At 64.0% G+C, this 25,444-nt stretch carries 17 protein-coding genes and 4 tRNA genes; 7 read left to right on the top strand and 14 right to left on the bottom strand.

The genetic code is table 11. The features are described from left to right. Positions 1 to 42: 42 nt before the first annotated feature. The 4 genes from GYA95_RS02640 to GYA95_RS02625 form a co-directional block, all read right to left on the bottom strand. On the bottom strand, positions 43 to 411 hold the full coding sequence (locus tag GYA95_RS02640) for a hypothetical protein (protein WP_013971408.1): 369 nt from the start codon (positions 409 to 411) through the stop codon (positions 43 to 45). Continuing rightward, a complete protein-coding gene (locus GYA95_RS02635; protein ID WP_015269271.1) occupies positions 408 to 746 on the bottom strand; it encodes a helix-turn-helix domain-containing protein in 339 nt (112 codons plus the stop codon). The genes GYA95_RS02640 and GYA95_RS02635 overlap by 4 nt, the downstream gene beginning before the upstream one ends. Positions 747 to 857: 111 nt before the next feature. Beyond that, positions 858 to 1,298, bottom strand: a complete 441-nt coding sequence (locus GYA95_RS02630; RefSeq protein WP_015269270.1) for a YkvA family protein — start codon at positions 1,296 to 1,298, stop codon at positions 858 to 860. 292 nt (positions 1,299 to 1,590) lie between these two features. Further along, positions 1,591 to 2,355 carry an FKBP-type peptidyl-prolyl cis-trans isomerase gene (locus GYA95_RS02625; RefSeq protein WP_003257347.1) on the bottom strand — a complete coding sequence of 255 codons (765 nt, stop codon included), beginning with the start codon at positions 2,353 to 2,355 and terminating at the stop codon, positions 1,591 to 1,593. A 311-nt stretch (positions 2,356 to 2,666) separates the two neighbouring features. On the opposite strand from GYA95_RS02625, the gene GYA95_RS02620 reads away from it, so the two are divergent. Continuing rightward, complete coding sequence (locus GYA95_RS02620) at positions 2,667 to 3,986, top strand: hypothetical protein (RefSeq protein ID WP_137108969.1); 1,320 nt, start codon at positions 2,667 to 2,669, stop codon at positions 3,984 to 3,986. Here the strand turns inward: GYA95_RS02620 and pcaQ are convergent. The 4 genes from pcaQ to GYA95_RS02600 all read right to left on the bottom strand — a co-directional run bounded on the left by pcaQ (position 3,977) and on the right by GYA95_RS02600 (position 12,307). Next, entirely contained in the window at positions 3,977 to 4,909 is a 933-nt protein-coding gene (gene pcaQ, locus GYA95_RS02615) for a pca operon transcription factor PcaQ (RefSeq protein ID WP_015269268.1), read from the bottom strand. The two genes, GYA95_RS02620 and pcaQ, sit on opposite strands and share 10 nt — an antisense overlap. A 151-nt stretch (positions 4,910 to 5,060) precedes the next feature. Next, entirely contained in the window at positions 5,061 to 5,423 is a 363-nt protein-coding gene (gene nirD / locus GYA95_RS02610; RefSeq protein ID WP_015269267.1) for a nitrite reductase small subunit NirD, read from the bottom strand. Next, the gene (nirB, locus tag GYA95_RS02605; RefSeq protein ID WP_015269266.1) at positions 5,423 to 7,975 is read right to left on the bottom strand and encodes a nitrite reductase large subunit NirB; all 2,553 of its coding nucleotides are present in this window, start codon (positions 7,973 to 7,975) and stop codon (positions 5,423 to 5,425) included. Before nirB ends, nirD begins: the two co-directional genes overlap by 1 nt. Before the next feature lie 306 nt (positions 7,976 to 8,281). Further along, positions 8,282 to 12,307 carry a bifunctional nitrate reductase/sulfite reductase flavoprotein subunit alpha gene (locus GYA95_RS02600; RefSeq protein ID WP_161551233.1) on the bottom strand — a complete coding sequence of 1,342 codons (4,026 nt, stop codon included), beginning with the start codon at positions 12,305 to 12,307 and terminating at the stop codon, positions 8,282 to 8,284. Positions 12,308 to 12,573: 266 nt separating this feature from the next. On the opposite strand from GYA95_RS02600, the gene map reads away from it, so the two are divergent. Then, on the top strand, positions 12,574 to 13,422 hold the full coding sequence (map, locus tag GYA95_RS02595) for a type I methionyl aminopeptidase (RefSeq protein WP_080604847.1): 849 nt from the start codon (positions 12,574 to 12,576) through the stop codon (positions 13,420 to 13,422). A 225-nt stretch (positions 13,423 to 13,647) separates the two neighbouring features. Here the strand turns inward: map and GYA95_RS02590 are convergent. The 4 genes from GYA95_RS02590 to GYA95_RS02575 form a co-directional block, all read right to left on the bottom strand. Continuing rightward, positions 13,648 to 13,724, bottom strand: a tRNA-Asp gene (locus GYA95_RS02590). A 13-nt stretch (positions 13,725 to 13,737) separates the two neighbouring features. Beyond that, positions 13,738 to 13,813 (bottom strand) — tRNA-Val (locus GYA95_RS02585). A gap of 170 nt (positions 13,814 to 13,983) precedes the next feature. Then, positions 13,984 to 14,060 (bottom strand) — tRNA-Asp (locus GYA95_RS02580). A gap of 13 nt (positions 14,061 to 14,073) precedes the next feature. Continuing rightward, positions 14,074 to 14,149: transfer RNA gene (locus tag GYA95_RS02575), tRNA-Val, on the bottom strand. A gap of 217 nt (positions 14,150 to 14,366) precedes the next feature. On the opposite strand from GYA95_RS02575, the gene rdgC reads away from it, so the two are divergent. From rdgC to sugE, 3 genes are all read left to right on the top strand, one after another. After that, on the top strand, positions 14,367 to 15,287 hold the full coding sequence (gene rdgC, locus GYA95_RS02570; RefSeq protein WP_013971401.1) for a recombination-associated protein RdgC: 921 nt from the start codon (positions 14,367 to 14,369) through the stop codon (positions 15,285 to 15,287). Positions 15,288 to 15,474: 187 nt separating this feature from the next. Then, a complete protein-coding gene (locus tag GYA95_RS02565) occupies positions 15,475 to 16,440 on the top strand; it encodes a bile acid:sodium symporter family protein (RefSeq protein WP_015269263.1) in 966 nt (321 codons plus the stop codon). A 228-nt stretch (positions 16,441 to 16,668) separates the two neighbouring features. Beyond that, positions 16,669 to 16,986 (top strand): quaternary ammonium compound efflux SMR transporter SugE, encoded by a 318-nt coding sequence (sugE, locus tag GYA95_RS02560; RefSeq protein WP_009686221.1) that lies wholly within the window; start codon positions 16,669 to 16,671, stop codon positions 16,984 to 16,986. 9 nt (positions 16,987 to 16,995) lie between these two features. Here sugE and GYA95_RS02555 read toward each other — a convergent pair whose 3' ends face one another. Then, a complete protein-coding gene (locus GYA95_RS02555; RefSeq protein WP_015269262.1) occupies positions 16,996 to 18,873 on the bottom strand; it encodes an MFS transporter in 1,878 nt (625 codons plus the stop codon). Between the two features lie 269 nt (positions 18,874 to 19,142). Between GYA95_RS02555 and GYA95_RS02550 the strand changes: the two genes are divergently transcribed. Together GYA95_RS02550 and GYA95_RS02545 are read left to right on the top strand one after the other, a co-directional pair. Next, positions 19,143 to 20,321, top strand: a complete 1,179-nt coding sequence (locus GYA95_RS02550; RefSeq protein WP_015269261.1) for an MFS transporter — start codon at positions 19,143 to 19,145, stop codon at positions 20,319 to 20,321. 126 nt (positions 20,322 to 20,447) lie between these two features. Continuing rightward, the gene (locus GYA95_RS02545) at positions 20,448 to 23,924 is read left to right on the top strand and encodes a hybrid sensor histidine kinase/response regulator (protein WP_054572789.1); all 3,477 of its coding nucleotides are present in this window, start codon (positions 20,448 to 20,450) and stop codon (positions 23,922 to 23,924) included. Here the strand turns inward: GYA95_RS02545 and rmuC are convergent. Then, a complete protein-coding gene (rmuC, locus tag GYA95_RS02540) occupies positions 23,896 to 25,269 on the bottom strand; it encodes a DNA recombination protein RmuC (RefSeq protein ID WP_161551463.1) in 1,374 nt (457 codons plus the stop codon). The two genes, GYA95_RS02545 and rmuC, sit on opposite strands and share 29 nt — an antisense overlap. Positions 25,270 to 25,444 lie beyond the last annotated feature (175 nt).

The raw sequence follows: 25,444 nt of genomic DNA, 5'->3' as shown, positions 1-25,444 counted from the left end.
AGGAGCGGGTTTACCCGCGAAGAGGCCGGGACAGGCAACGAATCAGGCCGTTTCGGGATAGCTGTACTCGAACACCCTGACCACCTCGGAGGCATGCCATGAGGCTGCTTCCATGCCGTCGACCGGCCCGGAAAATCGGCCCAACCGTTCAACGCACTCAAAAAATCCGGTACGCGGCAAACGGCTGGCACCCTGACTGATCACCAGAGAGCTGCGCAATGGCTGCTCGGCGCGGGCATCCAGCACCGCCAGATACTCCAGCGCGGCCGTCAGCGTCTGCATGGCCGGGCTGGGCAACTGCAAGCGCTCGATCAGCGCTCGATAGGTCAGCAAGTGACGTTGACGACGGGCCAGGTCAAGCTCGCCCAGCAGGTTATCCCAGTGCTGACGGCTGATCCTGACCTGGCTCATGATGGTTCGCTCCAGCCAGCCACCCCCAGATGCCAGGCCAGAGCACGGCGGATAGCAGCATCCGGCTGGCGTTCACCTGATTCGATCATGGCCAGGTATGCCGGGCTTACCCCGACATTGCGCGCCAACTGCTCAGGGGCAATGCCCTTTGCCTGGCGAATCTGTGCCACTTCGCTGAAGGCCGGCAATGGCGCACTGGCTACATCGCCCTGCGCTTCACTGGCAACTACCTCGGCTGGTGCCTGCCCAGCGGCCTTGAGCAGTGCCTGGTACTGTTCCCAGGGAACGACGGCGTACTCGGGTTGACCGTCCCGGCTGATGACCTGAATACCCATTACAAACCCCTTTAAAAAGGATTACAGCATGTAATCCGTAGGCATAACCCTTATGCCAATTATATTACCAACTCTGGGGTCTGTGCAGTTGCGCTGCGGTTGCGGCCAGTTTCACTGCGTGTTGCGTTCCAACCGCAGCGCTTCGGGGGTGGCCGGCAGCCGCTCGACCACGCGCAGCCGTTCGGGCGCCTGGCTGTCGCGCCAGGCCTTGAAGCGCGCCAGTTCGTCAGCCACGGTCTTCAGTACCCAGCCCAGCACCGCGATGTCATCAAGGAAACCCACGCCCAGCAGCCAGTCGGGGATGGCGTCGATGGGGCTGACGAAATACAGCAGCCCGGCGACGATGGTGACCAGCGCCTTGGGGCTGATGGCACGGTACTCGCCGCGCCACCAGGCCAGGCACAGCGACTGCAGCAGCTTCACGTCTTCACGCAGCTGGCCGATGCGCGGACCTTTGCGAGCTACCGCGAACAGCAAGGCGGGCAACCGGCCGCGGCTGAGCAGGCGCTCGGCCAACGGCAGGAAACGGGCAAAATTCCAGGGTGCGCTCATGGAGCCTCCAGAGGAAAAGGTTATCCACATTTATTGTGGATAACCTTGTGAACAGGGCGATGTTTCTGACCCCAGGTGCCTGCCAGGCAAGGGCCTCGGTCAGATCGGGCGTTTTTTACACAGTCGTTTCACACCGTGGGTGCGTACGCCGCAAACGATTTGCGTCAGAAGCATACTGCTTCTTCACGCTGCATTTCCTCGGACAGTATCAGCAGTTGCAGGTTCGTCCAACTACCCGGCACAAACGAAAACGCCCCGTCAGGACGGGGCGTTTTGCGTGAGCCAGCCAGTGTTACTTGGCAGGCGCTTCGGCCGGGGCTTCAGCAGGAGCTTCCGCTTCCGGCTCGGCGCCCTGCAACTGGGCCGGATCCTTGATGGCGATCAGTTCCAGGTCGAACACCAGAACCGAGTTGGCCGGAATCAGCGGGCTTGGGCTTTGTGCGCCGTAAGCCAGTTCAGCCGGGATGAACAGCTTGTACTTCTCGCCGACGTGCATCAGCTGCAGGCCTTCGACCCAACCCGGGATCACGCCGCTGACCGGCAGGTCGATCGGGCTGCCGCGCTCGACGGAGCTGTCGAACACCTTGCCATCGATCAGCTTGCCTTCGTAGTGGACGGTGACCACATCAGTCGCCTTGGGCTGCGGGCCATCGGCCTTCTTGACCACTTCGTACTGCAGGCCCGAGGCAGTGGTGACCACGCCTGGCTTCTTGGCGTTTTCCTCGAGGAATTTCTTGCCGGCGGAGGCGGCTTCTTCGCTGGCCTTGGCCAGGCGCTCTTCGGCACGCTTCTGCAGCGCAGTGAAGGCTTCTACCAGCTCTTCGTCCTTGATGCGCTGTTCCTTCTTGCCAACGGCGTCTTCGATGCCGAGGGCTACTGCTTTCGAATCAAGGTCTTCCATGCCTTCCTGAGCCAGGCTCTTGCCCATGTTCAGGCCGATACCGTAGGAGGCTTTCTGTGCCGGAGTCTTCAGCTCGGGGCTGCTGGTCTGTTGATCACAGCCAGCCAGTACCAGGCCTACCAGGGCAACCGCAGCCGCCAAACGATGCTGTTTCATGCTATTTCCTTGTTCATGCGCCAAAAGGGCAATCAGGGTAAAGCCGCGAGCTTAGCAGGCGGCCATGACCAATGGCTACCGGCATAGGAGCGGGTTTTGGTAAGGAAGTTCAGTAGTTAAACGCTTATTCATCAAAGGATGTGCAGCCACTGGCCAGTATTGACCTGAAAGCAGGTTTTTTCCTCCGTTACGTGCACGAGCCGCTTGAAGTACCTGTCATTTCTGCCAGTGGTGCCTCTCCACTGCACGGAGCCTAATCGAACCCCGGGCGAGATATGCCCATACGTCAAAACCAGTGAGGTTCGATGGACATGAACAGTGAACTCAAAACCAGAATGCCAATGCCAATGCCAATGCCACCTTCAGCAGCACGTATCACCGATGCATTGCAGCCGGCGCCTGTGGATGTGAGTTACGGAGAAGGCGGCTACAGCCACGTAGAGAGCCATGACCCCCTGCACGGTTCGGTTTGCGCCGACATTTGCGCGAGCCATATCAATTCGCGGCTTTACTATGCTGCCACATATAGATACCGGGCGGCTGACGACTACAATGGCAGCTTTATCCGGCAGCTGGACGAAAAAGGAATAGCCGAGTCCCCCTTCGCCAGCTTCAACGACTACCTCTCCAACCAGACTTTCACGCCAACGCAATTGGTCGAGGATCCAGACAACAAAAAGCTTCTTTGCCTTGGCAGGCTGTCCACCGGTAATAGCTTCACCATGCGCCTGTGGCGATTCGATGCTGATGGTAGCCTGGATCAGGGTTTTGCGAGCAAGGGCTACATTGACAGCGAAGAGTTGATGCTCGGTGCTGGCGCTATCTTGCAGTTGACCTCGCATGCGCACGGATACAAGTTGATTGCCACGAAGGACGGCAGGCCTTTCCTCATCGCGCTCGATGATAAGGGGGAGTTGAAACGTGGTTTTGGTAGCGACGGCTTTGTCGATCTCGACGCAGCGTTGAAGTATCCGCTTTCCACGGGAGCCGGATTCGCACTGGCCGCATTTGGCCAAAACGTCCTTGTAACCATAGTCGCGGTCGATTCTGAACACGACTTTTCCCTGCTGGCCAGCTTCAACGATGTCGGGGTACTCGACACCGGGTTCGCAGATCAAGGCGTCTTCAAAGCCCAGGACGGGACGTATCACTACGGTCTGTCCATCCATGAGCCGGCGATGGTAATCACCCTGCCCGGTGGCCATAGCGATGATTACGTAACAATGTACCCCGAGCTTCTGCGCCTGAGTGCCGATGGCAAGCCGCTGGCAGAATTCAACGGCGGCAAACCTGTACGGTTCGACACGCCGGGTGGCTGGCATTACATGCACGAGGTCAACGGTCGTCTCATGGGATACGGTAGTTTCTACAGCCACAACCGAGCGGTGTGCTACGCCCTTGAAGGTAACCTGGACACCCGATTCGTCTTTCCGGATGGCTTTGGAGAGCTGGGTGTAACCCCCTACATGGATGGTTTCCGCCCGACTATCGAGGCCTCTGTTGCATTCGTGCCCGATAGCCAACGGTTGTTGGTCGCCGGACGAATATTCCGAGACAACCAGAAAGGTGCCAACGCTGTGATAGCAGCTATTTCCTACCAAGCCGGTCTTGGTGAACGCCCTCAGGGATAACTCCCCTGCCGATACTGCTCCGCCATCTCACGCAACACCTCGCATACCCACTGACCGGGCAGGCTCTGCGGCAAGGCAGCATTGCGACAGATGCCGACCGAGCCGCCCGGCTCGCGCACACCCAGGTCGAGCTCGACCAGCTCGCCCCGGCGCAGGTCGAGCAGCACCGCATCGCGCGGCGCCACCCACACTGCATCGCTGCCCAACAGGTAGCGCCGGCTCAGCGCCAGCGACAGGGTTTCCAGGCGCTGGGCGGGCATCTGGATGCCACATTGCACGAACAGGCTGTCGGCATGCTGGCGGATGGTGGTGCCGGCTGGCGGCAGCACCAGCGGGTAATGTCCAACCTCCCCGCGCTCTAATGGCTTGCTGGCCAGCAGCGGGTGGCCTGGCCGCACCACCAGGCTCATCGACTCGCTGTACAGGTGCTCGAACGACAGGCCCTGAATCTGCGGGCTGTCGGTCATGCGCCCGACCACCAGTTCCAGTTCGCCGAGGCGCAACTGGCCGAGCAGCTGCGCGCTGACCCCGGTGACCACACTGATCACCAGCGCCTCATGCCGCTGGTGCAGGCGGCACAGCACTTCGGGCATGAGCAGGCCTTCGACCGTGGACAGCACACCGATGCGCACCTGCGACGGCGCCCGCGCCTCGCCACGCAGGCTGCTGACGCCATCGCGCAGGGCCTGCACGCTGGGCCCGGCGTAGCGCATGAAACGCGTGCCGGCCGGGGTCAGCTCGACGCCCTGGCGGCTGCGCGCGAACAGGCGCGTTTCCAGCAGGTCTTCGAGTTCCTTAAGGGTCTTGGAGATGGCTGGCTGGCTGATTGCCAGGATGTCGGCAGCCCTGGCCAGGCTGCCCTGCCGGGCAATCTCCAGGAAGCACAGCAGGTGGCGGTACTTGATGCGGGTGTCGAGGTTCATGGGCTCAAGCTTACCGCATGCAGATAGCCTGTACCGGCCCTTTCGCGGGTGAACCCGCTCCCACAGGGATCTCCACAGTTCTCCAGACCAGTGCAGTACCTGTAGGAGCGGGCGTGCCCGCGAAGAGGCCGGTGCAGGCGGCAGATGACTATCAGGCCACAGCCAACTCCACCGCCTCCCCGTTCAACCGCACCGGCCACACCCGCAGGCGCTGCCCGCTATCCTCCAGGCACTCCCCGCTCTCCAGGCTGAAGTGCTGCTTGTACAACGGCGCCGCCACCACCAGCTCGCCCTGCACACTGCCCACCAGGCCGCGACCGATGATGTTGGCGCCGGACCTCGGGTCGCGGTTGTCCACCGCGTACAGCGGCTGCACCTGCCCCGGCAGGTAGAACAGCGCCACCTGGGCCCCGTCGAGCCAAACCACCACCCCGGAATCAGCCACCAGGTCATCCGCCTGGCACACCGCCTGCCAGTTCTCGTGGGTTTTCACAGCAGCATTGGACAAGTTCATCAGACAGCCTCCTCGACGGTTGGGATCAGGTGCAGTGGCGCAGCAGGCCGGCGCTGTTCGCGTTCGCGCACGAAGTGCACGTCCGGGTCGGCGCGGCGGTCGTTGACGAAAGTACGGAAGCGCTTGAGCTTCTCGGGGTCGTTGAGGGCGTTGGCCCATTCGCATTCATACTGGTCGACCACATGCTGCATCTGCGCCTCCAGCTCGCTGGCCAGGCCCAGGCTGTCGTCGATGATCACCTGCTTCAGGTAGTCCAGCCCACCTTCCAGGTTCTCGCGCCACACCGAGGTGCGCTGCAGTTTGTCAGCGGTGCGGATGTAGAACATCAGCACGCGGTCGATCAGGCGCACCAGGGTTTCGTCGTCGAGGTCGGTGGCGAACAGTTCGGCGTGCCGCGGGCGCATGCCGCCGTTGCCGCATACGTACAGGTTCCAGCCCTTGTCGGTAGCGATCACGCCGATGTCCTTGCTCTGTGCTTCGGCGCATTCGCGGGTGCAGCCGGACACCGCGAACTTGAGCTTGTGCGGGCTGCGCAGGCCTTTGTAGCGGTCTTCCAGGCGCAGGGCCATGCCGACGCTATCCTGCACGCCATAACGGCACCAGGTGCTGCCGACGCACGACTTTACCGTGCGGGTCGACTTGCCGTAGGCGTGGCCGGTTTCGAAGCCGGCCTCGATCAGCTCGCCCCAGATCAGCGGCAGCTCGTGCAACTGGGCGCCGAACAGGTCGATGCGCTGGCCGCCGGTGATCTTGGTGTACAGGTCGTACTTTTTCGCCACCTGGCCGATCACGATGAGCTTGTCGGGGGTGATTTCACCACCGGGGATGCGCGGCACCACCGAGTAGGTGCCATTCTTCTGCATGTTGGCCATGAAGGTGTCGTTGGTGTCCTGCAGCGGCACCAGCGCCGGGTCCATGATCGGCTGGTTCCAGCACGAGGCAAGGATGCTGCCCACCGCCGGCTTGCAGATATCGCAGCCGACATGGCCCTTGCCGTGGCGTTCGAGCAGTTCGTTGAAGGTGCGGATACCCTCTACCCGCACCAGCCCGTACAGCTCCTGACGGGTGTAGGCGAAGTGCTCGCACAGGCTCTTGTCCACCGCCACGCCACGGGCGGTCAGCTCGTGCTCGAACACCTGCTTGAGCAGTGCCGCGCAACCACCACAACCGGTGGCGGCCTTGGTGCAGCCCTTGACTGCGGCAAGGTCGCCGCAGCCGCTGTCTATGGCGGCGCAGACCGCGCCCTTGCTGACGTTGTGGCACGAGCAGATGGTCGCGCTATCGGGCAGCGCATCGGCGCCCAGGGCCGGTGCGCCGCCGCCTTGCGGCAGGATCAGTGCCGCGGGGTCGGCTGGCAGGGCGATGCCGTTCTGGGCGTATTGCAGAAGGGTGTCGTAGTAGCTGTTGTCGCCCACCAGCACCGCACCGAGCACGTGCTTGCCGCTGGCATCCACCACCAGCCGGCGGTAGGCGCTGTTGGCTTCGTCGATGAAGCGGTAGCTGCGTGCGCCCGGGGTGGCGCCATGGGCATCGCCGATGGAGCCGACATCCACGCCCAGCAACTTGAGCTTGGTCGACATGTCGGCACCGGTGAATTCGCCAGCGGCCTCACCCATCAGCAAAGCCGCCAGGTTGCGCGCCATGCTGTAGCCAGGGGCGACCAGGCCGAACACGCTGCCGTTCCACGAGGCGCACTCGCCGATGGCGAAGATGCGTGGGTCGCTGCTGCGGCAATGGTTGTCGATCACCACGCCGCCACGCGCGGCGATGTCCAGGCCACAGGCACGGCCCAGGGCATCCTGCGGGCGGATACCTGCGGAGAACACGATCAGGTCGGTTTCCAGGTGCTCGCCGCCATCGAAGTTCATGCGGTAGCGGTAGTCTTCACCCGCACTGATCGACTGGGTGGCCCGCGACAGATGCACGCCAACACCCAGCGCTTCGATCTGTGCCTTGAGCGCGGCACCGCCCTCGCCGTCCAGCTGCACCGGCATCAGCCGTGGGGCGAACTCCACCACGTGGGCTTCCAGGCCCAGCGACTTGAGGGCGTTGGCTGCTTCCAGGCCAAGCAGGCCACCGCCCACTACCACGCCACGTCGGGCACTGGCTGCGGCAGCGCGGATGGCGTCGAGGTCGTCGAGGGTGCGGTAGACCAGGCGGGCATTGCCGCTGGAACCTTCGATCGGTGGCACGAAGGGATAGGAACCCGTGGCCAGCACCAACTGGTCGTAGCCGTAGCGGCCCTCGGCGGTAACCACTTCGGCGTGCTCACGGTCGATTTCCAGCACCCCTTCACCGAGGTGCAGGTGCACACCGTTGGCGCCGTAGAAGTCCTGCCCGCACAGGGCCAGGGTTTCGGCACAGCTGCCGCCGAAGTACTCGGACAGGTGCACGCGGTCGTAGGCACGCTGGCGCTCTTCGCCGAACACATGCACTTCGAAGCGCTGCAAGCCGCCGCGGCTGACCAGTTGTTCGACGCAATGGTGGCCGACCATGCCGTTGCCGACGATGACCAGTCGCTCTCGTTGCCCGCTGCTCGCTGTTGCCTTCATAAGCCGATCCTCGATCAAAAAAAAAAGCGCCTGGAGCCGAAGCTCCAGGCGCCTTTGCCTGTATTCATCACGGTAGGGGGCCCGGGTTGATCGCCGTTGATCAGTGGGCTTTGTTGTAACTGGGATAAAGCAGGGAGTGTGCCAACCCTGTTTCCTGTACCGGCCTCTTCGCGGGCACGCCCGCTCCTACAGGGTTCTCCACGTTTATTCAGACCTGTGCAGTACCTGTAGGAGCGGGCGTGCCCGCGAAGAGGCAAGTACAGCAAATGCACATTCCAAGTGCATCACTCCCCATCTTGGAGCACATCAATACACATCCCGCCGATACCGCTTGGCCCTGCCCAGCGCTTCGACATAAGCCGCAGCCGCCGCTGCATCCATGCTGCCATGCTCGGCGACGATGACCCGCAACGCCGCATCCACATCCTTGGCCATGCGCTGCGCATCGCCACACACATAGAAGTACGCGCCCGCCTCCAGCCACTGCCACAACTGCGCGCCGTGCTCGAGCATGCGCTGCTGCACGTAGACCTTCTCGGCCTGGTCGCGCGAGAACGCTGTGTCCAGGCGCAAGTGCCCTGCAGCCTGCCAGGCCTGTAGCTGCTCCTGGTAATAGAAATCGGTGGCCGCGTACTGCTCGCCAAAGAACAGCCAGTTAGCCCCTTTCGCCCCACGTGCCTCTCGTTCTTCGAGAAAGGCCCTGAACGGCGCAATGCCGGTGCCGGGGCCGACCATGATCACCGGCACGCTGTCGTCCTCGGGCAGGCGAAAGTGCTTCGACACCTGCGGGAAGATGGCAACCTTCAGCGCCTGCGCACGGTCGGCAAGGAAGCTTGAACACACCCCTTTGCGCGCGCCATAGCGCACCGTGGACACGGTCAGGTGCACCTGCTGCGGGTGCGCCAGCGGGCTGGAGCTGATCGAGTACAGGCGCGGCTGCAAGGGCTTGAGCAGCTCCAGCCAGCTGGCCAGCGGCAGTTGCTGGGGGAAGGCGCGCAGCACATCGACCAGTTGCCGCCCCCACAACCAGTCCTGCAGCTCGGCCTTGCACTCGGGCTGCAGCAGGCGATGCAGGTCCGGGGCATTGCCGGCGAAGGCCTGCAGCTGCTGCGTGGTGACCTTGGCGATTTCCAGGTGCGCTTGCAGGGCTTCGGTCAGCGGCATGGCGGGCTGGCCTTTCAGTTCGACCATGGTCTGGCCATCGAGCTGTATCAGCGCCAGCAGCTCGTCGACCAGGGCGGGACAGTTACGCGGCCACACGCCCAGGGCATCACCGGCGGCATAGGTGAAGCCGCTGCCGCTGAGGTCGAACACCAGTTGACGGGTTTCCTTGGTAGCACCCGGGCCGTTCAGCAGGCGGTTTTCCAGCAAGGTGGCAGCCCAGGGTTGCTGCTTGCCATAGGCCGCCACGGGCGCAGGCTCGGTGACCGGTTGCGGTGCAGCAGCGCTGCTTAGCGTGGGCAGCAGCGCATCCAGCCAGGCGGCGAAGGCGTCGTCGAAGTCCGGCTCGCAGTCCACCCGCTGCAGCAGGCGCCGCCCGCCCAGCTCGGCCAGGCGTTGGTCGAGTTTGCGGCCAAAGCCGCAGAACTGGTCGTAACTGGAGTCGCCCAGGGCCAGCACGGCAAAAGGCAGTTCGGCGCAGTGGGCGCCCTCCTCGCCCTGCAAGGCTTGCCAGAATGCCGCTGCGCTGTCGGGCGCGTCACCATCGCCAAAGGTGCTGGCGATCAGCACCACGCTGGCGGCGCCCTGCAGCTGGCGCGGGCTGACCGCTTCCATGCAGCTGAGCTGCACGTCGAGGCCGGCACCGCGCAGGCGCTCGGCACAGCGTTCGGCCAACAGCTCGCCGTTGCCGGTTTGCGAAGCCCACAGCACCTGGTGCCGTGGTGCCATCAACGCCGCATCGGGCAGCACCGCCGGCTGGGCGAACAGCCCGGCCAGCAAGCCATCGACGAACAACCGGCGGTTGGCGGCCAGCGGCGCACTGGCCGGCAGACAGGGCACGCCCTCGGCGCGAGCCTGGTCCAGGCCCAGCAGAAAGCCTTGCAGGTAATGGCGCTCTTCCTCGGCCAGCACCGGAGCTGGCAGGGTGTCCAGGCCAAGCAGACGGGACAGGGTGGCGGTCGGCATGCGGGCAGGCTCCGGATTGGCAGTGTTCAGATCAAGGGCTTCGATGCGCTCACCGGCAACCCGCTCCAGGGTCACGGCACAATGCTTGAACGCCGGCTGTAGCGACAGCGGGTCGACCGCATCGCAGGTCACGGCATTGATCGCCAGTTGCTCGCCGATCAGGTCGTTCCAGTGGAACGGGGCAAAGCAGTTGCCAGGCATGACCCGGTCGCTGATTCGCGCGGGCAGCACGGCCTGCCCGCGGCGCGAGCGAATGGCCACCTGGTCCTTTTCGGCAATGCCCAGCCGGGCAGCATCGTCGCGGTGGATTTCCACGAAGGGGCCGGGCTCCAGCTTGTTCAGCGCCGCTACCTTGCCGGTCTTGGTCAGGGTGTGCCACTGGTGCTGCACGCGGCCGGTATTCAGCACCATGGGGTAATCGGCATCCGGCAGCTCCGCCGCCGGCAACCAGGGCCGGGCGAAGAAGCGGGCCTTGCCGCTGGCGGTCGGGAAGGCCAACACCGGGCACTCGCCCTGGGCATCGCGCAACAGCGTCTGGCTGCTGCCGTCGTTGCGATAGCGCAGCGGGCTGCGCGGGTTGTCGCGGCCCGGGGCGCAGGGCCACTGGTGCGGCTGCTCGCGCAGTTCGGCATAGCCGATGCCCCGCAGGTCGTAGCCGGTGGTTGGGTTGTGAAAGCGGCGGATCTCCTCGTACACCGCCTCGGCATCGGGGTAGTCAAAGGCGTCGGCATAGCCCATGGCGCAGGCGACCCGGGCGATGATCTGCCAGTCTGGCAGGCTCTGCCCGGGCGGTTCGACGGCACGTGGCATTAGGGTGAGGTTACGCTCGCTGTTGATCATCACGCCCTCGCCTTCGGCCCAAAGTGCAGCCGGTAGCAGGATGTCGGCGTAGCGGTTGGTCTCGGTGTCGAGGAAGGCATCCTGGGTAATTACCAGTTCGGCCTGGCGCAGGCCGTCGATCACCTGCTGGCGGTTGGCGACACTGGCCACCGGGTTGCTGCAGATGACCCAGCAGGCCTTTACCGCGCCGCTTTTCATCTGCTCGAACAGCGCCACCGTGCCCTCGCCGCCTTCGTTGCGCAGGCTGCCCGGGGCCAGTTGCCACTGCTGCTCGACGAAGGCTCGGTCTTGCGCTAGCAGCGCCGAACGCTGACCTGGCAGGCCGGGGCCCATGTAGCCCATCTCGCGGCCGCCCATGGCATTGGGTTGGCCGGTCAGCGAGAACGGACCGCTGCCCGGGCGGCAGATCGCGCCCGTGGCCAGGTGCAGGTTGCAGATCGCATTGGTGTGCCAGGTGCCGTGGATGCTCTGGTTCAGGCCCATGGTCCAGCAGCTCATCCAGTTGCTGGCGCTGCCGATCCATTCGGCGGCCTTGATGATGTCGGCCTCGGCCAGCCCCGTGACGGCTGCCACCCGGTCAGGGGTGTAGTCATCGAGAAAGGCCGGCAGTTCGTCCCAGCCTTCGGTGTGGCGGGCGATGAAGTCGGGGTCGGTGTGGCCGTTACGCAGCAGCAGGTGCAGCAGGCCGTTGAGCAAGGCCATGTCGCTGCCGGGACGCACCTGCAGGAACAGGTCGGCCTTGTCGGCGGTGGCGCTGCGCCGCGGATCGACGACGATCAGCTTGGCCCCCGCCTTGACCCGATCGAGCAGGCGCAGGAACAGGATCGGGTGACAATCGGCCATGTTGGCGCCGATCACCAGGAATACGTCGGCGTGCTCGAAGTCCTGGTAGCTGCCGGGCGGGCCATCGGCACCGAGCGACAGCTTGTAGCCGCTGCCGGCACTGGCCATGCACAGGCGCGAGTTGGACTCGATGTGGCGGGTGCGGATAAAGCCCTTGGCCAGCTTGTTGGCCAGGTACTGCGCCTCCAGCGACATCTGCCCGGACACGTACAGCGCCACGGCGTCGGGGCCGTGCTGGTCGATGATGCCGCGCAGGCGCGCAGCGGCGGCGGCGATGGCCTGGTCGATACCGGTACGCGCTGGCTGCTGGCTGCGCTGCTGGCGCACATAGGCATCCTCCATGCGCCCGGCGGCGGTCAGCGGCAGGTGTGCGGTGAGGCCTTTGGTGCACAGGCGGCCGAAGTTGCTGGGGTGCTGCTTGTCGCCGCTGATCTTGCCGACCTTGCCATCGGCGACGCTCATGACGATGCCGCAACCGACGCCGCAGTAGGGGCAGACGCTGCGCACTTCGCTGTTGGCCATGGGCGGGCTCCTGTAGGGAACGCAAAAAGGCGCCGGCTGCCCCTGCTTGCTGGGCAAGCGGGGCAACACGGCGCCTTTGTCGTGAAGTTTTGTGGGCTGTCGACGTTGATAGCCCTGGATGGAGGTGAAACAGCAATTTATGGGCCAGCTGTGCCGCCCCTTTCGCGGGCATGCCCGCTCCCACAGGGATATCGCAAGGCCTGAGGGCGGTGCTGCACCTGTGGGAGCGGGCGTGCCCGCGAAGAGGCCGGTACAGGCTGTGCACCATGCGATGGCAACCCCGCACCCCATGGCGCTATGCTGGGGCACATTCCAGCATGAGCCACTGCCCTCCCCCCATGTCCCAGGTGATTATCAAGACCCCCGCCCAACTCGACCTGATGCGCCGCGCCGGCCAGCTGCTGGCCCAGGTGTTCGCCGACCTCGACAGCTTCATCCGCCCCGGCGTAACCACCATGCAGATCAACGACCGCGCCGAGGCGTTCATCGTCGGCACGCTCAAGGCCCGCCCGGCGAGCAAGGGCCAGTATGGTTTCCCCTATGCGCTCAACACCTCGGTGGACCATGTGGTGTGCCATGGCATGCCCAAGGTCGATGAAGTGCTGAAAGAAGGCTCGATCATCAACGTCGACATCACCCTGGAACAAGGCGGCTATATCGCCGACTCGTCGAAGATGTACAGCATCGGGCCGATCAGCGATGAGGCGCAGCGCCTGGTCGACACCACCTATGACGCGCTATGGAAAGGCATCGAACAGGTACGCCCCGGGGCTACGCTGGGTGATATCGGCCATGCCATCCAGACCCATGCCGAAGCGGCGGGCTACAGCGTCGTACGTGAGTATTGCGGGCATGGCATTGGCCAGCAGATGCATGAAGGGCCCGAGGTGCTGCACATTGGCCAGCGCGGGATGGGCCTGAAGTTGAAGCCGGGGATGGTGTTTACCATCGAACCGATGATCAACCAGGGCGGACGCGGGACGCGCACGCTGAAGGATGGCTGGACGGTGATTACCCGCGACCACAGCTTGTCAGCGCAGTGGGAGCATACCGTGGCGGTGAACGAGGATGGGGTCGAGGTGCTGACCTTACGGGAAGAAGAGCGTCGCCGCTGAGATTGCCGGGGCTGCTTTGCAGCCCATTCGCCGGCAAGCCAGCTCCCACAGGGATAGCGTATGGCTTGAGATCAATGCGGTCGAGGTGGGAGCTGGCTTGCCGGCGATGAGGCCCTGACAGGCAATACAAGATAGTTTTTTGCTCAATGCAGAAACAAAAAAAGCGACCCTAAGGTCGCTTTCTCTGTTACTTCCGGGTGTTCAGTAGGCCCTGGAAGTGGAATATGGCGCAGCGGACGGGACTCGAACCCGCGACCCCCGGCGTGACAGGCCGGTATTCTAACCGACTGAACTACCGCTGCGCTAAACATCGAGTGGTGGGTGATGACGGGATCGAACCGCCGACCCTCTGCTTGTAAGGCAGATGCTCTCCCGGCTGAGCTAATCACCCATGTCTCTCGGTGTGGCGCGCATTCTACGGGCGACTTGGCGCTCTGGCAAGCACTTATCAAACTTTTTGCAGATTTCGCGAAAACACCAAATCGCAGGCACAAAAAAAGCGACCCTGAGGTCGCTTTCTCTGTTACTTCAGGGTGTTCAGTAGGCCCTGGAAGTGAAATATGGCGCAGCGGACGGGACTCGAACCCGCGACCCCCGGCGTGACAGGCCGGTATTCTAACCGACTGAACTACCGCTGCGCTAAACATCGAGTGGTGGGTGATGACGGGATCGAACCGCCGACCCTCTGCTTGTAAGGCAGATGCTCTCCCGGCTGAGCTAATCACCCTTCGTCTCGGTGTGGCGCGCATTCTACGGACGACCCCGTACCCTGGCAAGCACTTTTTTAACTTTTTTCAAAAAAAACCTCAGGCCTTTCAAAGACCTAGCGTTGCCACGTGCATCTTTACATTCAGCTACAGCTACTGGCACTCCGACAGGGTTGGCCTGAGAGCACCGCTCGGAGAATAATGCCCGCCTTATGCATTAAGAAGAGATTGCCCCTCATGTGGTTCAAGAACCTGCTGACCTACCGTCTGACCCAGGAAGTCCCGTTCGAGCCTGAAGCGCTGGAAGCGGCCCTGGCCAGCAAGCCGGCCCGCCCCTGCGCCAGCCAGGAGCTGACCACCTATGGTTTCGTCGCGCCATTCGGCAAGGGCGAAGACGCTCCCCTGGTGCATGTCAGCGGCGAGTACCTGCTGATTGCCGCGCGCAAGGAGGAACGCATCCTGCCCAGCAGCGTGGTCAACGACGCGGTGAAGGAAAAGGTCGAAGAGATCGAGACCGAGCAGATGCGCAAGGTCTATAAAAAGGAACGCGACCAGATCAAGGACGAGATAATCCAGGCCTTCCTGCCGCGCGCGTTCATCCGCCGCTCGATGATCTTCGCCGCCATCGCCCCGCGCCTGGGCGTGATCCTGGTCAACTCGGCCAGCGCCAAGCGTGCCGAAGACCTGCTGTCGACCTTGCGTGAAGTGATGGGCTCGCTGCCGGTGCGCCCGGCCACCGTGAAAATCGCCCCGGTTGCCACCATGACCGAGTGGGTCAAGTCGCAGGAAGCTGCCGAAGGCTTCTATGTGCTGGACGAGTGCGAACTGCGCGACACTGCCGAAGACGGCGGCATCGTGCGCTGCAAGCGCCAGGACCTGACCGGCGAGGAAATTCAGCTGCACCTGAGCACTGGCAAGGTGGTCACCCAGCTGGCCCTGGCCTGGCAGGACAAGCTGTCGTTCATTCTGGATGACAAGATGGTGATCAAGCGCCTGAAGTTCGAAGAGCTGCTGCAGGAGCAGGCCGAACAGGATGGTGGCGATGAGGCTGCGCAACAGTTCGATGCCAGCTTCCAGTTGATGATGATGACCTTTGCCGAATTCCTGCCGGTGCTGTTCGAGGCGCTGGGTGGAGAAGAGATTCCGCAAGGGGTCTGACTGGTTTTGAAATGCCGGTGCTGGCCTGGGAGATATCCTCAGACCGTACTGGCCCTTTCGCGGGCTTGCCCGCTCCCACAGGTACACCACAGCTTCTGAGTACTGTGGTGTACCTGTGGGAGCGGGCAAGCCCGCGAAGAGGCCAGTGAAATTCTTGAAGCGATAAAACAAAAAGGAATTGCCCCCCATGCGTGCCCTCGCCACCCTCAGCCGCTTCGTCGGCAATACCTTCGCCCTGTGGGTGCTGGTGTTCGCCGTAATGGCCTTCCTGCAACCGCAATGGTTCATCGCCCTGAAGGTGGCCATCGTGCCGCTGCTGGGCCTGGTGATGTTCGGCATGGGCCTCACCCTCAAGCTCGATGACTTCGCCGCCCTCGCCCGCCAGCCCTGGCGGGTGATGCTGGGGGTGGTCGCGCACTTCGTGATCATGCCGGGCATGGCCTGGCTGCTGTGCCAGCTGTTCCACCTGCCACCAGAAATCGCCGTGGGCGTGATCCTGGTTGGCTGCTGCCCGAGCGGCACGGCATCGAACGTGATGGTCTGGCTGTCACGCGGCGACCTGGCGCTGGCGGTGGCCATCGCTGCGGTCACCACCCTGCTCGCCCCGCTGCTGACCCCGGCGCTGATCTGGTTCCTGGCCTCGGCCTGGCTGCCTGTGTCCTTCATGGACATGTTCTGGTCGATCCTGCAGTTGGTGATGCTGCCGATCGTGCTCGGCGTACTGGCCCAGCGGCTGCTTGGCGCGCGGGTGCAGGCGGCGGTGCAGGTACTGCCGCTGGTGTCGGTGGTGAGTATCGTGATGATCGTGTGCGCGGTGGTGGCGGCCAGCCAGGCGAAGATCGCCGAATCAGGGCTGCTGATCATGGCGGTGGTGATATTGCACAACAGCTTCGGCTACTTGCTGGGGTACCTGACCGGCAGGCTGTGCAAGCTGCCACTGGCACAGCGCAAGTCGCTGGCGCTGGAGGTGGGCATGCAGAACTCCGGGCTGGGCGCAGCACTGGCAGCGGCGCATTTTTCGCCGCTGGCTGCGGTGCCGAGTGCGTTGTTCAGCGTTTGGCACAATATTTCCGGGGCGCTGCTGTCTACCTGGTTCCGGCGTATGGGGGACCCTGTGGCAGAAGCCGAAGGTGGGGAGCTGGCCAGGCATTGAAGTTGCCTGAACTGGCCCCTTCGCGGGTAAACCGCTCCCACAGGTACTGCACAGGTCTGAAAATTGTGGAGATCCCTGTAGGAGCGGGTTTACCCGCGAAGAGGCCGGTACAGGCTTGCCCCTAGGGCTGCAGGTGTGCACCATGTATCCACTGTGAGGACGACCTCACGACGCACAGCGTGACCATTCCGGGGACGGCCCCATCATTCACAACGATGGAGACGCACCATGTCCTGGATCATCCTGTTCTTCGCCGGCCTGTTCGAGGTCGGCTGGGCCGTCGGCCTGAAATACACCGACGGCTTCAGCAAACCACTGCCCACCGTCCTCACCGTCGCCGCCATGGCCATCAGCCTAGGCCTGCTGGGCCTGGCCATGAAAGAGTTGCCGCTGGGTACCGCCTATGCCATATGGACCGGCGTCGGCGCCGTCGGCACGGTGATCGCCGGCATCATCCTGTTCGGCGAGTCCATGGCCCTGGTACGCCTGGTCAGCGTGGCGCTGATCATTACCGGCCTGGTCGGCCTGAAAGTCAGCGCCAGCTGACGCCCTCCCCTAGCGCAGGTTGCCGCGCAGGCGGCTGACCTGCTCACGCAAGGCTTCTGGCTGCGCCGCCTCCACCGGGATGGCGGCGCCTGCCACGATGGTCACCCGCGACCACAGGCGCTTGAAAAAGCCCTTGGCCGGGTCACGACTGAAGAAGCTGCCCCACAGCCCCTGCAAGGCCAACGGAATGACCGGCACCGGGGTTTCTTCGAGGATGCGGTTGACGCCGCCCTTGAACACGTCGATTTCGCCATCCCCGGTCAGCTTGCCTTCAGGGAAGATGCATACCAGCTCGCCATCGGCCAGGTACTCGGCAATGCGCGCGAAAGCACGTTCGTAGATGGCCAGGTCTTCGTTGCGCCCGGCAATCGGGATGGCGCCTGCGGTGCGGAACACGAAGTTGAGTACCGGCAGGTTGTAGATCTTGTAGTACATGACGAAGCGGATCGGCCGGCGAATCGCCCCTCCCAGCAGCAGCGCATCGACGAACGACACGTGGTTGCAAACCAGCAGCGCCGCGCCTTCGTCGGGGATGCGTTCGAGGTCGCGGTGCTGCACGCGGTACATCGAATGGCTGAGCAGCCAGATCAGGAAGCGCATGGTGAACTCGGGCACGATCCTGAAGATATAGGCGTTGACCGCGATATTGAGCAGCGACACCACCAGGAACAGTTGCGGGATGGTCAGCTCGGCCAGGCCCAGCAGGATGATGGTGAGCACTGCCGACACCACCATGAACAGGGCATTGAGGATGTTGTTGGCCGCGATCACCCGGGCGCGCTGGTCTTCGGCGGTGCGGGCCTGGATCAGTGCATACAGCGGTACGATATAGAAGCCGCCGAACACCCCAAGGCCGACGATAGACAGCAGGATCCACCAGGCCTGGCCCATGCCCAACAGCGCCAGCCAGTCGTGCGGTGCCGCCGCAGCCGGCACATCGCCGGAGTGCCACCACCAAAGCAGGCCGAACAGGCTCAGCCCGAACGAGCCGAACGGCACCAGGCCGATTTCCACCTTGCGCCCGCTGAGCCGCTCGCACAGCAGCGAACCCAAGGCAATCCCCACCGAGAACAGGGTCAGCACCAGTGTCACCACCGTGCCGTCACCGTGCAGCCAGTCCTTGGCGTAGGCCGGGATCTGCGTGAGGTAGATGGCACCGACGAACCAGAACCACGAGTTGCCGACGATCGAGCGCGACACCGCCGGCGGCTGCCCCAGGCCCATGCGCAGGATCGCCCACGACTGCCTGAAGATGTTCCAGTCCAGCGGCATTTGCGGCGAAGCGGCAGCGGCCCGCGGGATCCAGCGGCTGGCCAGGTAACCGAGCACGGCGGTGCCGACCACGCCACCAGCCACCACGGTGGCATAGCTGTCAGCCGACATCATCACCCCAGCGCCGATGGTGCCGGCGAGGATGGCCAGGAAAGTACCGGTTTCCACCAGCCCGTTGCCGCCGACCAGTTCTTCCTCGCGCAGGGCCTGCGGCAGGATCGAGTACTTCACCGGGCCGAACAGAGCCGAGTGGGTTCCCATGCCGAACAGCGCCACCAGCATCAGTGCCAGGTGGTTGGTGATGAAACCGAGCGCGCCTACCGCCATGATCGCGATCTCGGCCAGCTTGATGGCCCGGATCAGCGCATCCTTGGCGAACTTCTCGCCAAACTGCCCGCCCAGCGCAGAGAACAGGAAGAACGGCAGGATGAACAGCAGGGCGCACAGGTTGACCCAGATCGAACGGTCGCCGTCGCCCAGGCTGAGCTTGAACAGGATCGCCAGGATCAGCGACTGCTTGAACAGGTTGTCGTTGAAGGCACCCAGCGACTGGGTGATGAAAAACGGCAGGAAACGCCGCTTGCCGAGCAAGGTGAATTGCGAGGAGTGACTCATCGTCCTTGGTCCTGAGGGCTTTTCAATTGGAGGCGCGCAGGGCGCGACAAGCCACAAATCTGCATGGGAAATGCACTGACTGGCAAGCGCGGTGATTCTGTAGCAAGCCTGTTCCGGCCTCATCGCCGGCAAGCCGGCTCCCACAGGTACCGCACATGGCTTGAGATCAATGCGGTCGAGGTGGGAGCTGGTTTGCCGGCGATGGGCTGCAGAGCAGCCCCCATTTGTCATATGCTCCGATTCGGCTATTCCACAACAAGGACGTGGCAATGCTCGCCGCCATCAAACGCTACCCGCACACCGTGCGCCTGCTGCTCGGCACTACCTTCACCCTCACCGTCGCCCGTGCCCTTACCCTGCCCTACCTGGTGGTGTACCTGGCTGACAACTTCCAGCTGCCGATCAGCCAGATCGGCCTGCTGATCGGTGGTGCGCTGATCATCGCCTCGCTGCTGAGCCTGTATGGCGGCCACCTTGTGGATACCTTGCGCAACCACACCCTGGTCAGCGCCAGCACCCTGCTGTTTGCCCTGGCTTTCGTCGGCGCGGTCGCCAGCAACTCGGCGCTGCTGTTCTTTATCTGCCTGGTGCTGATCAACCTGGCCCTGGCAGTGGTCGACATCGCTGCCAAGGCGGGCTTCTGCGCATTGCTACCGGTGGAGGCACGGGCCGAAGTGTTCGCCATCAAGTACACCCTCAGCAACGTCGGCTACGCCGCCGGCCCGCTGCTGGGCGTGGCCATGCTGGAGCTGAACGACCATATGCCGTTCATTGCCTCCGCCCTGCTCGGCCTGGGTATGTGCCTGACCTACTGGCGCCTGGGGGACCGCGGCCTGCAGGCCAGTGTGCCGGACAAACCCGGGGTCGGCTTTGGCCAGGTGGCGCTGGGTCTGGCCCGTGACCGACGGCTGATATGCTTCACCCTGGGCGGGGTGCTGAGCGCGGTAGTATTCGGCCAGTTCACTGCCTACCTGTCGCAATACCTGGTGGTAACCAGCAGCCCGGCCGAGGCGGCGCGCCTGATCGGTTACCTGGTGACCACCAACGCGGTGACGGTGATTGCCCTGCAGTACCTGATCGGCCGCCGCATCAGCCGCCAGCGCCTGATGCCCTGGCTGCTGGCCGGCATGGGCCTGTTCATCGCCGGGCTGCTGGGCTTCGCCCTGGCCGGTTCGGCGCTGGCGTGGTGCCTGGCGATGCTGGTGTTCACCCTGGGCGAGATCATCGTGATCCCGGCCGAGTACATGTTCATCGACCTGATCGCGCCGGAGCACTTGCGTGGGGTGTATTACGGCGCGCAGAACCTGTCCAACCTCGGTGCGGCGCTGGGGCCGGTGATGGTGGGGTTTGCCCTGGTACATCTGTGGCCGGGGGCGATCTTCTACCTGCTGGTGTTGTCGGTGATACTGGCGGGGGTGTTTTATTGGCTGGGTACCCGCAGTAACTGATGTTGGCTGTATCGGCCTCTTCGCGAGCAAGCTCGCTCCTACAACCATCGTCTGCGCTGACGAAGCGGCACCTGCGTGCCAGACTGATTGATCGGGACCGCGTTATCTTTTTGCTTCGGAGTCTTCATGTCGTTGTCCAGCGGGCTGATCGCCGTGGTCGCCCTGGCCTATATGGCCATCATGTTCGCCATCGCCTTCTACGGCGACCGCCGCAGCACGCCGTTGCCGCCGAAGCTGCGTGCCTGGGTGTACAGCCTGTCGCTGGCCGTGTACTGCACCAGCTGGACCTTCTTCGGCGCGGTCGGCCAGGCCGCCGAACAGCTCTGGGCATTCCTGCCGATTTACCTGGGCCCGGTGCTGCTGCTGATCTTCGCGCCCTGGGTGCTGCAGAAGATGGTGCTGATCAGCAAGCAACAGAACATCACCTCGATTGCCGACTTCATCGCCGCGCGCTATGGCAAGTCGCAGTCCCTGGCGGTGGTCGTGGCGCTCATCTGCCTGGTCGGCGTGCTGCCGTACATCGCCTTGCAACTCAAGGGCATCGTGCTGGGGGTGAACCTGCTGATCGGCGCCAACGCCGACGCCACCGGCACCCGCGTACAGGACACCGCACTGGTTGTATCCCTGGTGCTGGCACTGTTCGCCATCGTCTTCGGTACCCGCAGCCTGGACGTGACCGAACACCACCGTGGCATGGTCCTGGCGATTGCCTTCGAATCACTGATCAAGCTGCTGGCCTTCCTCGCCGTGGGCATCTTTGTCGTCTTCAACCTGTATGACGGCTTCGACGACCTGTTCAGCCAGGCCCGCCAGTCGATCCACCTTCAGGACTATTGGCAGGAGACCATCAATTGGCCGTCGATGGTGGTGCAGACCGCCGTGGCGATGATGGCGATCATCTGCCTGCCACGGCAATTCCACGTCACCGTGGTGGAGAACATCGAACCCCAGGACATGCGCCTGGCGCGCTGGGTATTCCCGATGTACCTGGCGCTCGCCGCATTGTTTGTGGTGCCGATCGCCCTGGCCGGGCAGATGCTGCTGCCGGGCACGGTGATCTCCGATTCGTTCGTCATCAGCCTTCCTCTGGCCGAGGCACACCCGAGCCTGGCCCTGCTGGCATTCATCGGTGGTGCATCGGCGGCCACGGGCATGGTCATCGTCGAGGCCGTGGCGCTGTCGACCATGGTCTCCAACGACATGCTGCTGCCCTGGCTGCTGCGCCGTACCAACGCCGAGCGGCCGTTCGAGGCATTCCGCCACTGGATGCTCTCTGTACGCCGGGTGACCATCGTGGTGATCCTGCTGCTGGCGTATGTCAGCTACCGCCTGCTGGGCTCCACCGCCAGCCTGGCGACCATCGGCCAGATCGCCTTCGCTGCCGTGACCCAACTGACACCGGCCATGCTTGGTGCGCTGTACTGGAAACAGGCCAACCGCCGCGGTGTGTTCGCCGGCCTGGCCGCAGGTATTTTCCTGTGGTTCTACACCCTGGTGCTGCCGATTGCCGCGCATAGCGTGGGCTGGTCGCTGCAGCTGTTCCCAGGGTTGGCGTGGCTGCACGGCAACCCGCTTGACCTGCCGATCAGCCCACTGACCCAGGGTGTCGTGCTGTCGCTGGCGGGCAACTTCACTCTGTTCGCCTGGGTCTCGGTGCTTTCGCGCACGCGGGTTTCCGAGCATTGGCAGGCCGGCCGCTTCATCGGCCAGCAGACCAGCGCCAGGCCCAGCAGCAAGCCGCTGCTGGCGGTGCAGATCGACGACCTGCTGACCCTGGCCTCGCGCTTCGTTGGTGAAGAACGCGCCCGGCAGAGCTTCATCCGCTTCGCCTACCGCCAGGGCAAGGGCTTCAACCCCAACCAGAACGCCGACGGCGACTGGATCGAACATACCGAACGCCTGCTGGCCGGCGTACTCGGCACCTCGTCGACCCGCGCCGTGGTCAAGGCCGCCATCGAAGGCCGCGACATGCAGCTGGAAGACGTGGTGCGTATCGCCGACGAAGCCAGCGAGGTGCTGCAGTTCAACCGCGCCCTGCTGCAAGGGGCAATCGAGAACATCAACCAGGGCATCAGCGTGGTCGACCAGAACCTGCACCTGGTGGCCTGGAACCGCCGTTACCTGGAACTGTTCAACTACCCCGACGGGCTGATCAGCGTGGGCCGGCCGATCGCCGACATCATCCGCTACAACGCCGAGCGTGGCCTGTGCGGACCGGGCGAGGCGCAGGTGCACGTGGCGCGTCGCCTGCACTGGATGCGTCAGGGCCGTGCGCACTCCTCCGAGCGCTTGTTCCCCAATGGCCGGGTGATCGAGCTGATCGGCAACCCGATGCCGGGCGGCGGTTTCGTCATGAGCTTCACCGACATCACCCCGTTCCGTGAGGCCGAGCAGGCCCTGCGCGATGCCAACGAACGCCTGGAGCAACGGGTGGCGGAACGCACCCAGGAGCTGTCGCAACTGAACCAGGCGTTGTCCGAAGCCAAGAGCCGTGCCGAAGCGGTGAGCCAGTCCAAGACCCGTTTCCTGGCTGCGGTCAGCCATGACCTGATGCAGCCGCTGAACGCGGCCCGGCTGTTCTCCGCCGCCTTGTCGCAACAGGCCGAGGGCATGAATGAAGAGGCCCGGCAGCTGGTGCAGCACATGGACAGTTCGCTGCGCTCGGCCGAAGAGCTGATCAGCGACCTGCTGGACATCTCACGCCTTGAAAACGGCAAGATTACCCCGGATGCCAAACCCTTTGCCCTCAACGAGCTGTTCGACACCCTGGGTGCCGAATTCAAGGTGCTGGCCGCCGAGAAGGGCCTGGAATTTCGCCTGCGCGGCAGCCGCCTGCGGGTGGACAGTGACATGAAGCTGCTGCGCCGGGTGCTGCAGAACTTCCTGACCAACGCCCTGCGCTACGGCAAGAGCCCGATCCTGCTGGGCGCACGGCGCCAGGGTGAACAGTTGTGGCTTGAAGTGTGGGACCGCGGCCCCGGCATCGCCGACGACAAGCTGCAGGTGATCTTCCAGGAGTTCAAGCGCCTGGACAGCCACCAGACCCGCGCCGAGAAGGGCCTGGGCCTGGGCCTGGCGATCGCCGACGGCCTGTGCCGGGTGCTGGGGCACAAGCTGGAAGTGCGCTCGTGGCCGGGCAAGGGCACGGTGTTCCGCGTCAGCGTACCAATTGCCCACCAGGCCGCGCCGGCGCCCGCCGCCCCGGTGGAACAGGGCGGCCAGCCACTGGCCGGGCTGCAGGTACTGTGCGTGGACAACGAAGACAGCATCCTGATTGGCATGAACAGCCTGCTCAGCCGCTGGGGTTGCCAGGTGTGGACCGCGCGCAACCGCGCCGAATGCGAAGCTCTGCTGGCCAAGGGCATGCGCCCGCACCTGGCGCTGGTCGACTACCACCTGGACGACGGCGAAACTGGTACCGGGCTGATGGGCTGGCTACGCGCGCGCCTTGGCGAGCCGGTGCCGGGCGTGGTGATCAGCGCTGACGGCAGCAAGGAAACCATCGCCATGGTGCATGCCTCTGGCCTGGACTACCTGGCCAAGCCGGTCAAGCCGGCGGCCCTGCGTGCCATGCTCAATCGCCATCTGAACCTGGTTCAGTAAGCGCTTCGTCCGGCAACGCCTCATCGGACAGCGCCCGCTCCAGCAGGTCGGCCGGCAGGCTCTTGCTGGCGCGGGCGCCCAGCAGCTTCAGCTGTTCGCTGCGGCTGACCAGGTTGCCGCGCCCTTCACACAGCTTGTTGCGCGCCGCGGCATAGGCCTTGTCCACCTGCTGCAGGCGGCTGCCCAACTCGTCCAGGTCCTGGATGAACAGCACGAACTTGTCGTACAGCCAGCCGGCGCGTTCGGCGATCTCGCGGGCGTTCTGGCCCTGGCGTTCCTGCTTCCACAGGCTGTCGATCACCCGCAAGGTGGCCAGCAAGGTGGTCGGGCTGACGATCACGATCTGCCGGTCGAAGGCTTCCTGGAACAGGTTCGGCTCGGCCTGCAGGGCTGCCGAGAAGGCGGCCTCGATCGGCACGAACAGCAGCACGAAATCCAGGCTGTGCAGGCCTTCGAGGCGGTTGTAGTCCTTGCTCGACAGGCCTTTGACGTGACTGCGCAGCGACTGCACATGCTGCTTGAGCGCAGCCTCGTCGTTGCCGGCGACGAACTGCTGGTAGGCGGTGAGGCTGACCTTGGCATCCACCACTACCTGCTTGTCGCCGGGCAGCATGATCAGAACGTCAGGCTGGAAGCGCTCGCCATCGGCGCTCTTCAAGCTGACCTGGGTCTGGTATTCGCGGCCCTTTTCCAGGCCGGCATGCTCCAACACCCGTTCGAGGATCAACTCACCCCAGTTGCCCTGGGTTTTCTGGCCCTTCAGCGCCTGGGTCAGGTTGGTGGCTTCGTCGGACAGGCGCAGGTTGAGTTGCTGCAGGCGCTCCAGCTCCTTGCCCAGCGAGAAGCGCTCGCGGGCTTCCTGCTGGTAGCTCTCTTCCACGCGTTTTTCGAAAGCCTGGATGCGCTCCTTGAGCGGGTCGAGCAACTGGCCGAGATGCTGCTGGCTGGTCTGGGCGAAGCGCTGCTCGCGCTCGTCGAAGATCTTGGTAGCCATGTCGGCGAACTGGGCGCGCAGGGTGTCGCGGGCTTCCTGCAGGTCTTCCAGGCGCTGCTGGTGGCTTTCCTGCTGCTCGCGCAGTTCGGCGTCCAGGCGTGCGGTCTGGGCCTCCAGGCGACGCAGTTCGGCTTCGCGGTTGGCACGTTCGAGGTTCCAGGCGTGAGCGGCATCACGGGCATTGTCACGGTCGATCTGCAGCAGTTCCAGCTCACGGCCCTGGGCGGCCAGCTGGGTCTGCTTGACGGTGTTGGCTTCGCTGAGATCGCTGATTTCATCGCGGCTGGCGTCCAGTTGCGCCTGCAAGCCGGCCAGGGCCAGCTGGGCAGCATTGAGGCGCTCTTCGAGCAAAGCCTGTTCGCCTTGCCGCGTGCCCTGGCGACGCTGCACCTGCATGACCCAACCCAGGCAAGGTAATGCACCTGCCACCAAGCCCAGCAGAATGCTGGCCAGATCCACTGTCATGCTTACCCCGAATGATCCTGGATGAATGCATCGCAGCTTATCAGCCTGAGCGGTGTGTTGC

The sequence above is a fragment of the Pseudomonas asiatica genome, from assembly GCF_009932335.1.
Taxonomy (GTDB): Bacteria; Pseudomonadota; Gammaproteobacteria; order Pseudomonadales; family Pseudomonadaceae; genus Aquipseudomonas; species Aquipseudomonas asiatica.
This window is presented reverse-complemented; position numbering and strand designations above follow the sequence as displayed.

Bases quoted from the DNA above. Each gene is read 5' to 3' on its own strand.
- GYA95_RS02640 (WP_013971408.1), bottom strand. From the start codon at position 411: ATGAGCCAGGTCAGGATCAGCCGTCAGCACTGGGATAACCTGCTGGGC.
- GYA95_RS02635 (WP_015269271.1), bottom strand. From the start codon at position 746: ATGGGTATTCAGGTCATCAGCCGGGACGGTCAACCCGAGTACGCCGTC.
- GYA95_RS02630 (WP_015269270.1), bottom strand. From the start codon at position 1,298: ATGAGCGCACCCTGGAATTTTGCCCGTTTCCTGCCGTTGGCCGAGCGC.
- GYA95_RS02625 (WP_003257347.1), bottom strand. From the start codon at position 2,355: ATGAAACAGCATCGTTTGGCGGCTGCGGTTGCCCTGGTAGGCCTGGTA.
- GYA95_RS02620 (WP_137108969.1), top strand. From the start codon at position 2,667: ATGAACAGTGAACTCAAAACCAGAATGCCAATGCCAATGCCAATGCCA.
- pcaQ (WP_015269268.1), bottom strand. From the start codon at position 4,909: ATGAACCTCGACACCCGCATCAAGTACCGCCACCTGCTGTGCTTCCTG.
- nirD (WP_015269267.1), bottom strand. From the start codon at position 5,423: ATGAACTTGTCCAATGCTGCTGTGAAAACCCACGAGAACTGGCAGGCG.
- nirB (WP_015269266.1), bottom strand. From the start codon at position 7,975: ATGAAGGCAACAGCGAGCAGCGGGCAACGAGAGCGACTGGTCATCGTC.
- GYA95_RS02600 (WP_161551233.1), bottom strand. From the start codon at position 12,307: ATGGCCAACAGCGAAGTGCGCAGCGTCTGCCCCTACTGCGGCGTCGGT.
- map (WP_080604847.1), top strand. From the start codon at position 12,574: ATGCGATGGCAACCCCGCACCCCATGGCGCTATGCTGGGGCACATTCC.
- rdgC (WP_013971401.1), top strand. From the start codon at position 14,367: ATGTGGTTCAAGAACCTGCTGACCTACCGTCTGACCCAGGAAGTCCCG.
- GYA95_RS02565 (WP_015269263.1), top strand. From the start codon at position 15,475: ATGCGTGCCCTCGCCACCCTCAGCCGCTTCGTCGGCAATACCTTCGCC.
- sugE (WP_009686221.1), top strand. From the start codon at position 16,669: ATGTCCTGGATCATCCTGTTCTTCGCCGGCCTGTTCGAGGTCGGCTGG.
- GYA95_RS02555 (WP_015269262.1), bottom strand. From the start codon at position 18,873: ATGAGTCACTCCTCGCAATTCACCTTGCTCGGCAAGCGGCGTTTCCTG.
- GYA95_RS02550 (WP_015269261.1), top strand. From the start codon at position 19,143: ATGCTCGCCGCCATCAAACGCTACCCGCACACCGTGCGCCTGCTGCTC.
- GYA95_RS02545 (WP_054572789.1), top strand. From the start codon at position 20,448: ATGTCGTTGTCCAGCGGGCTGATCGCCGTGGTCGCCCTGGCCTATATG.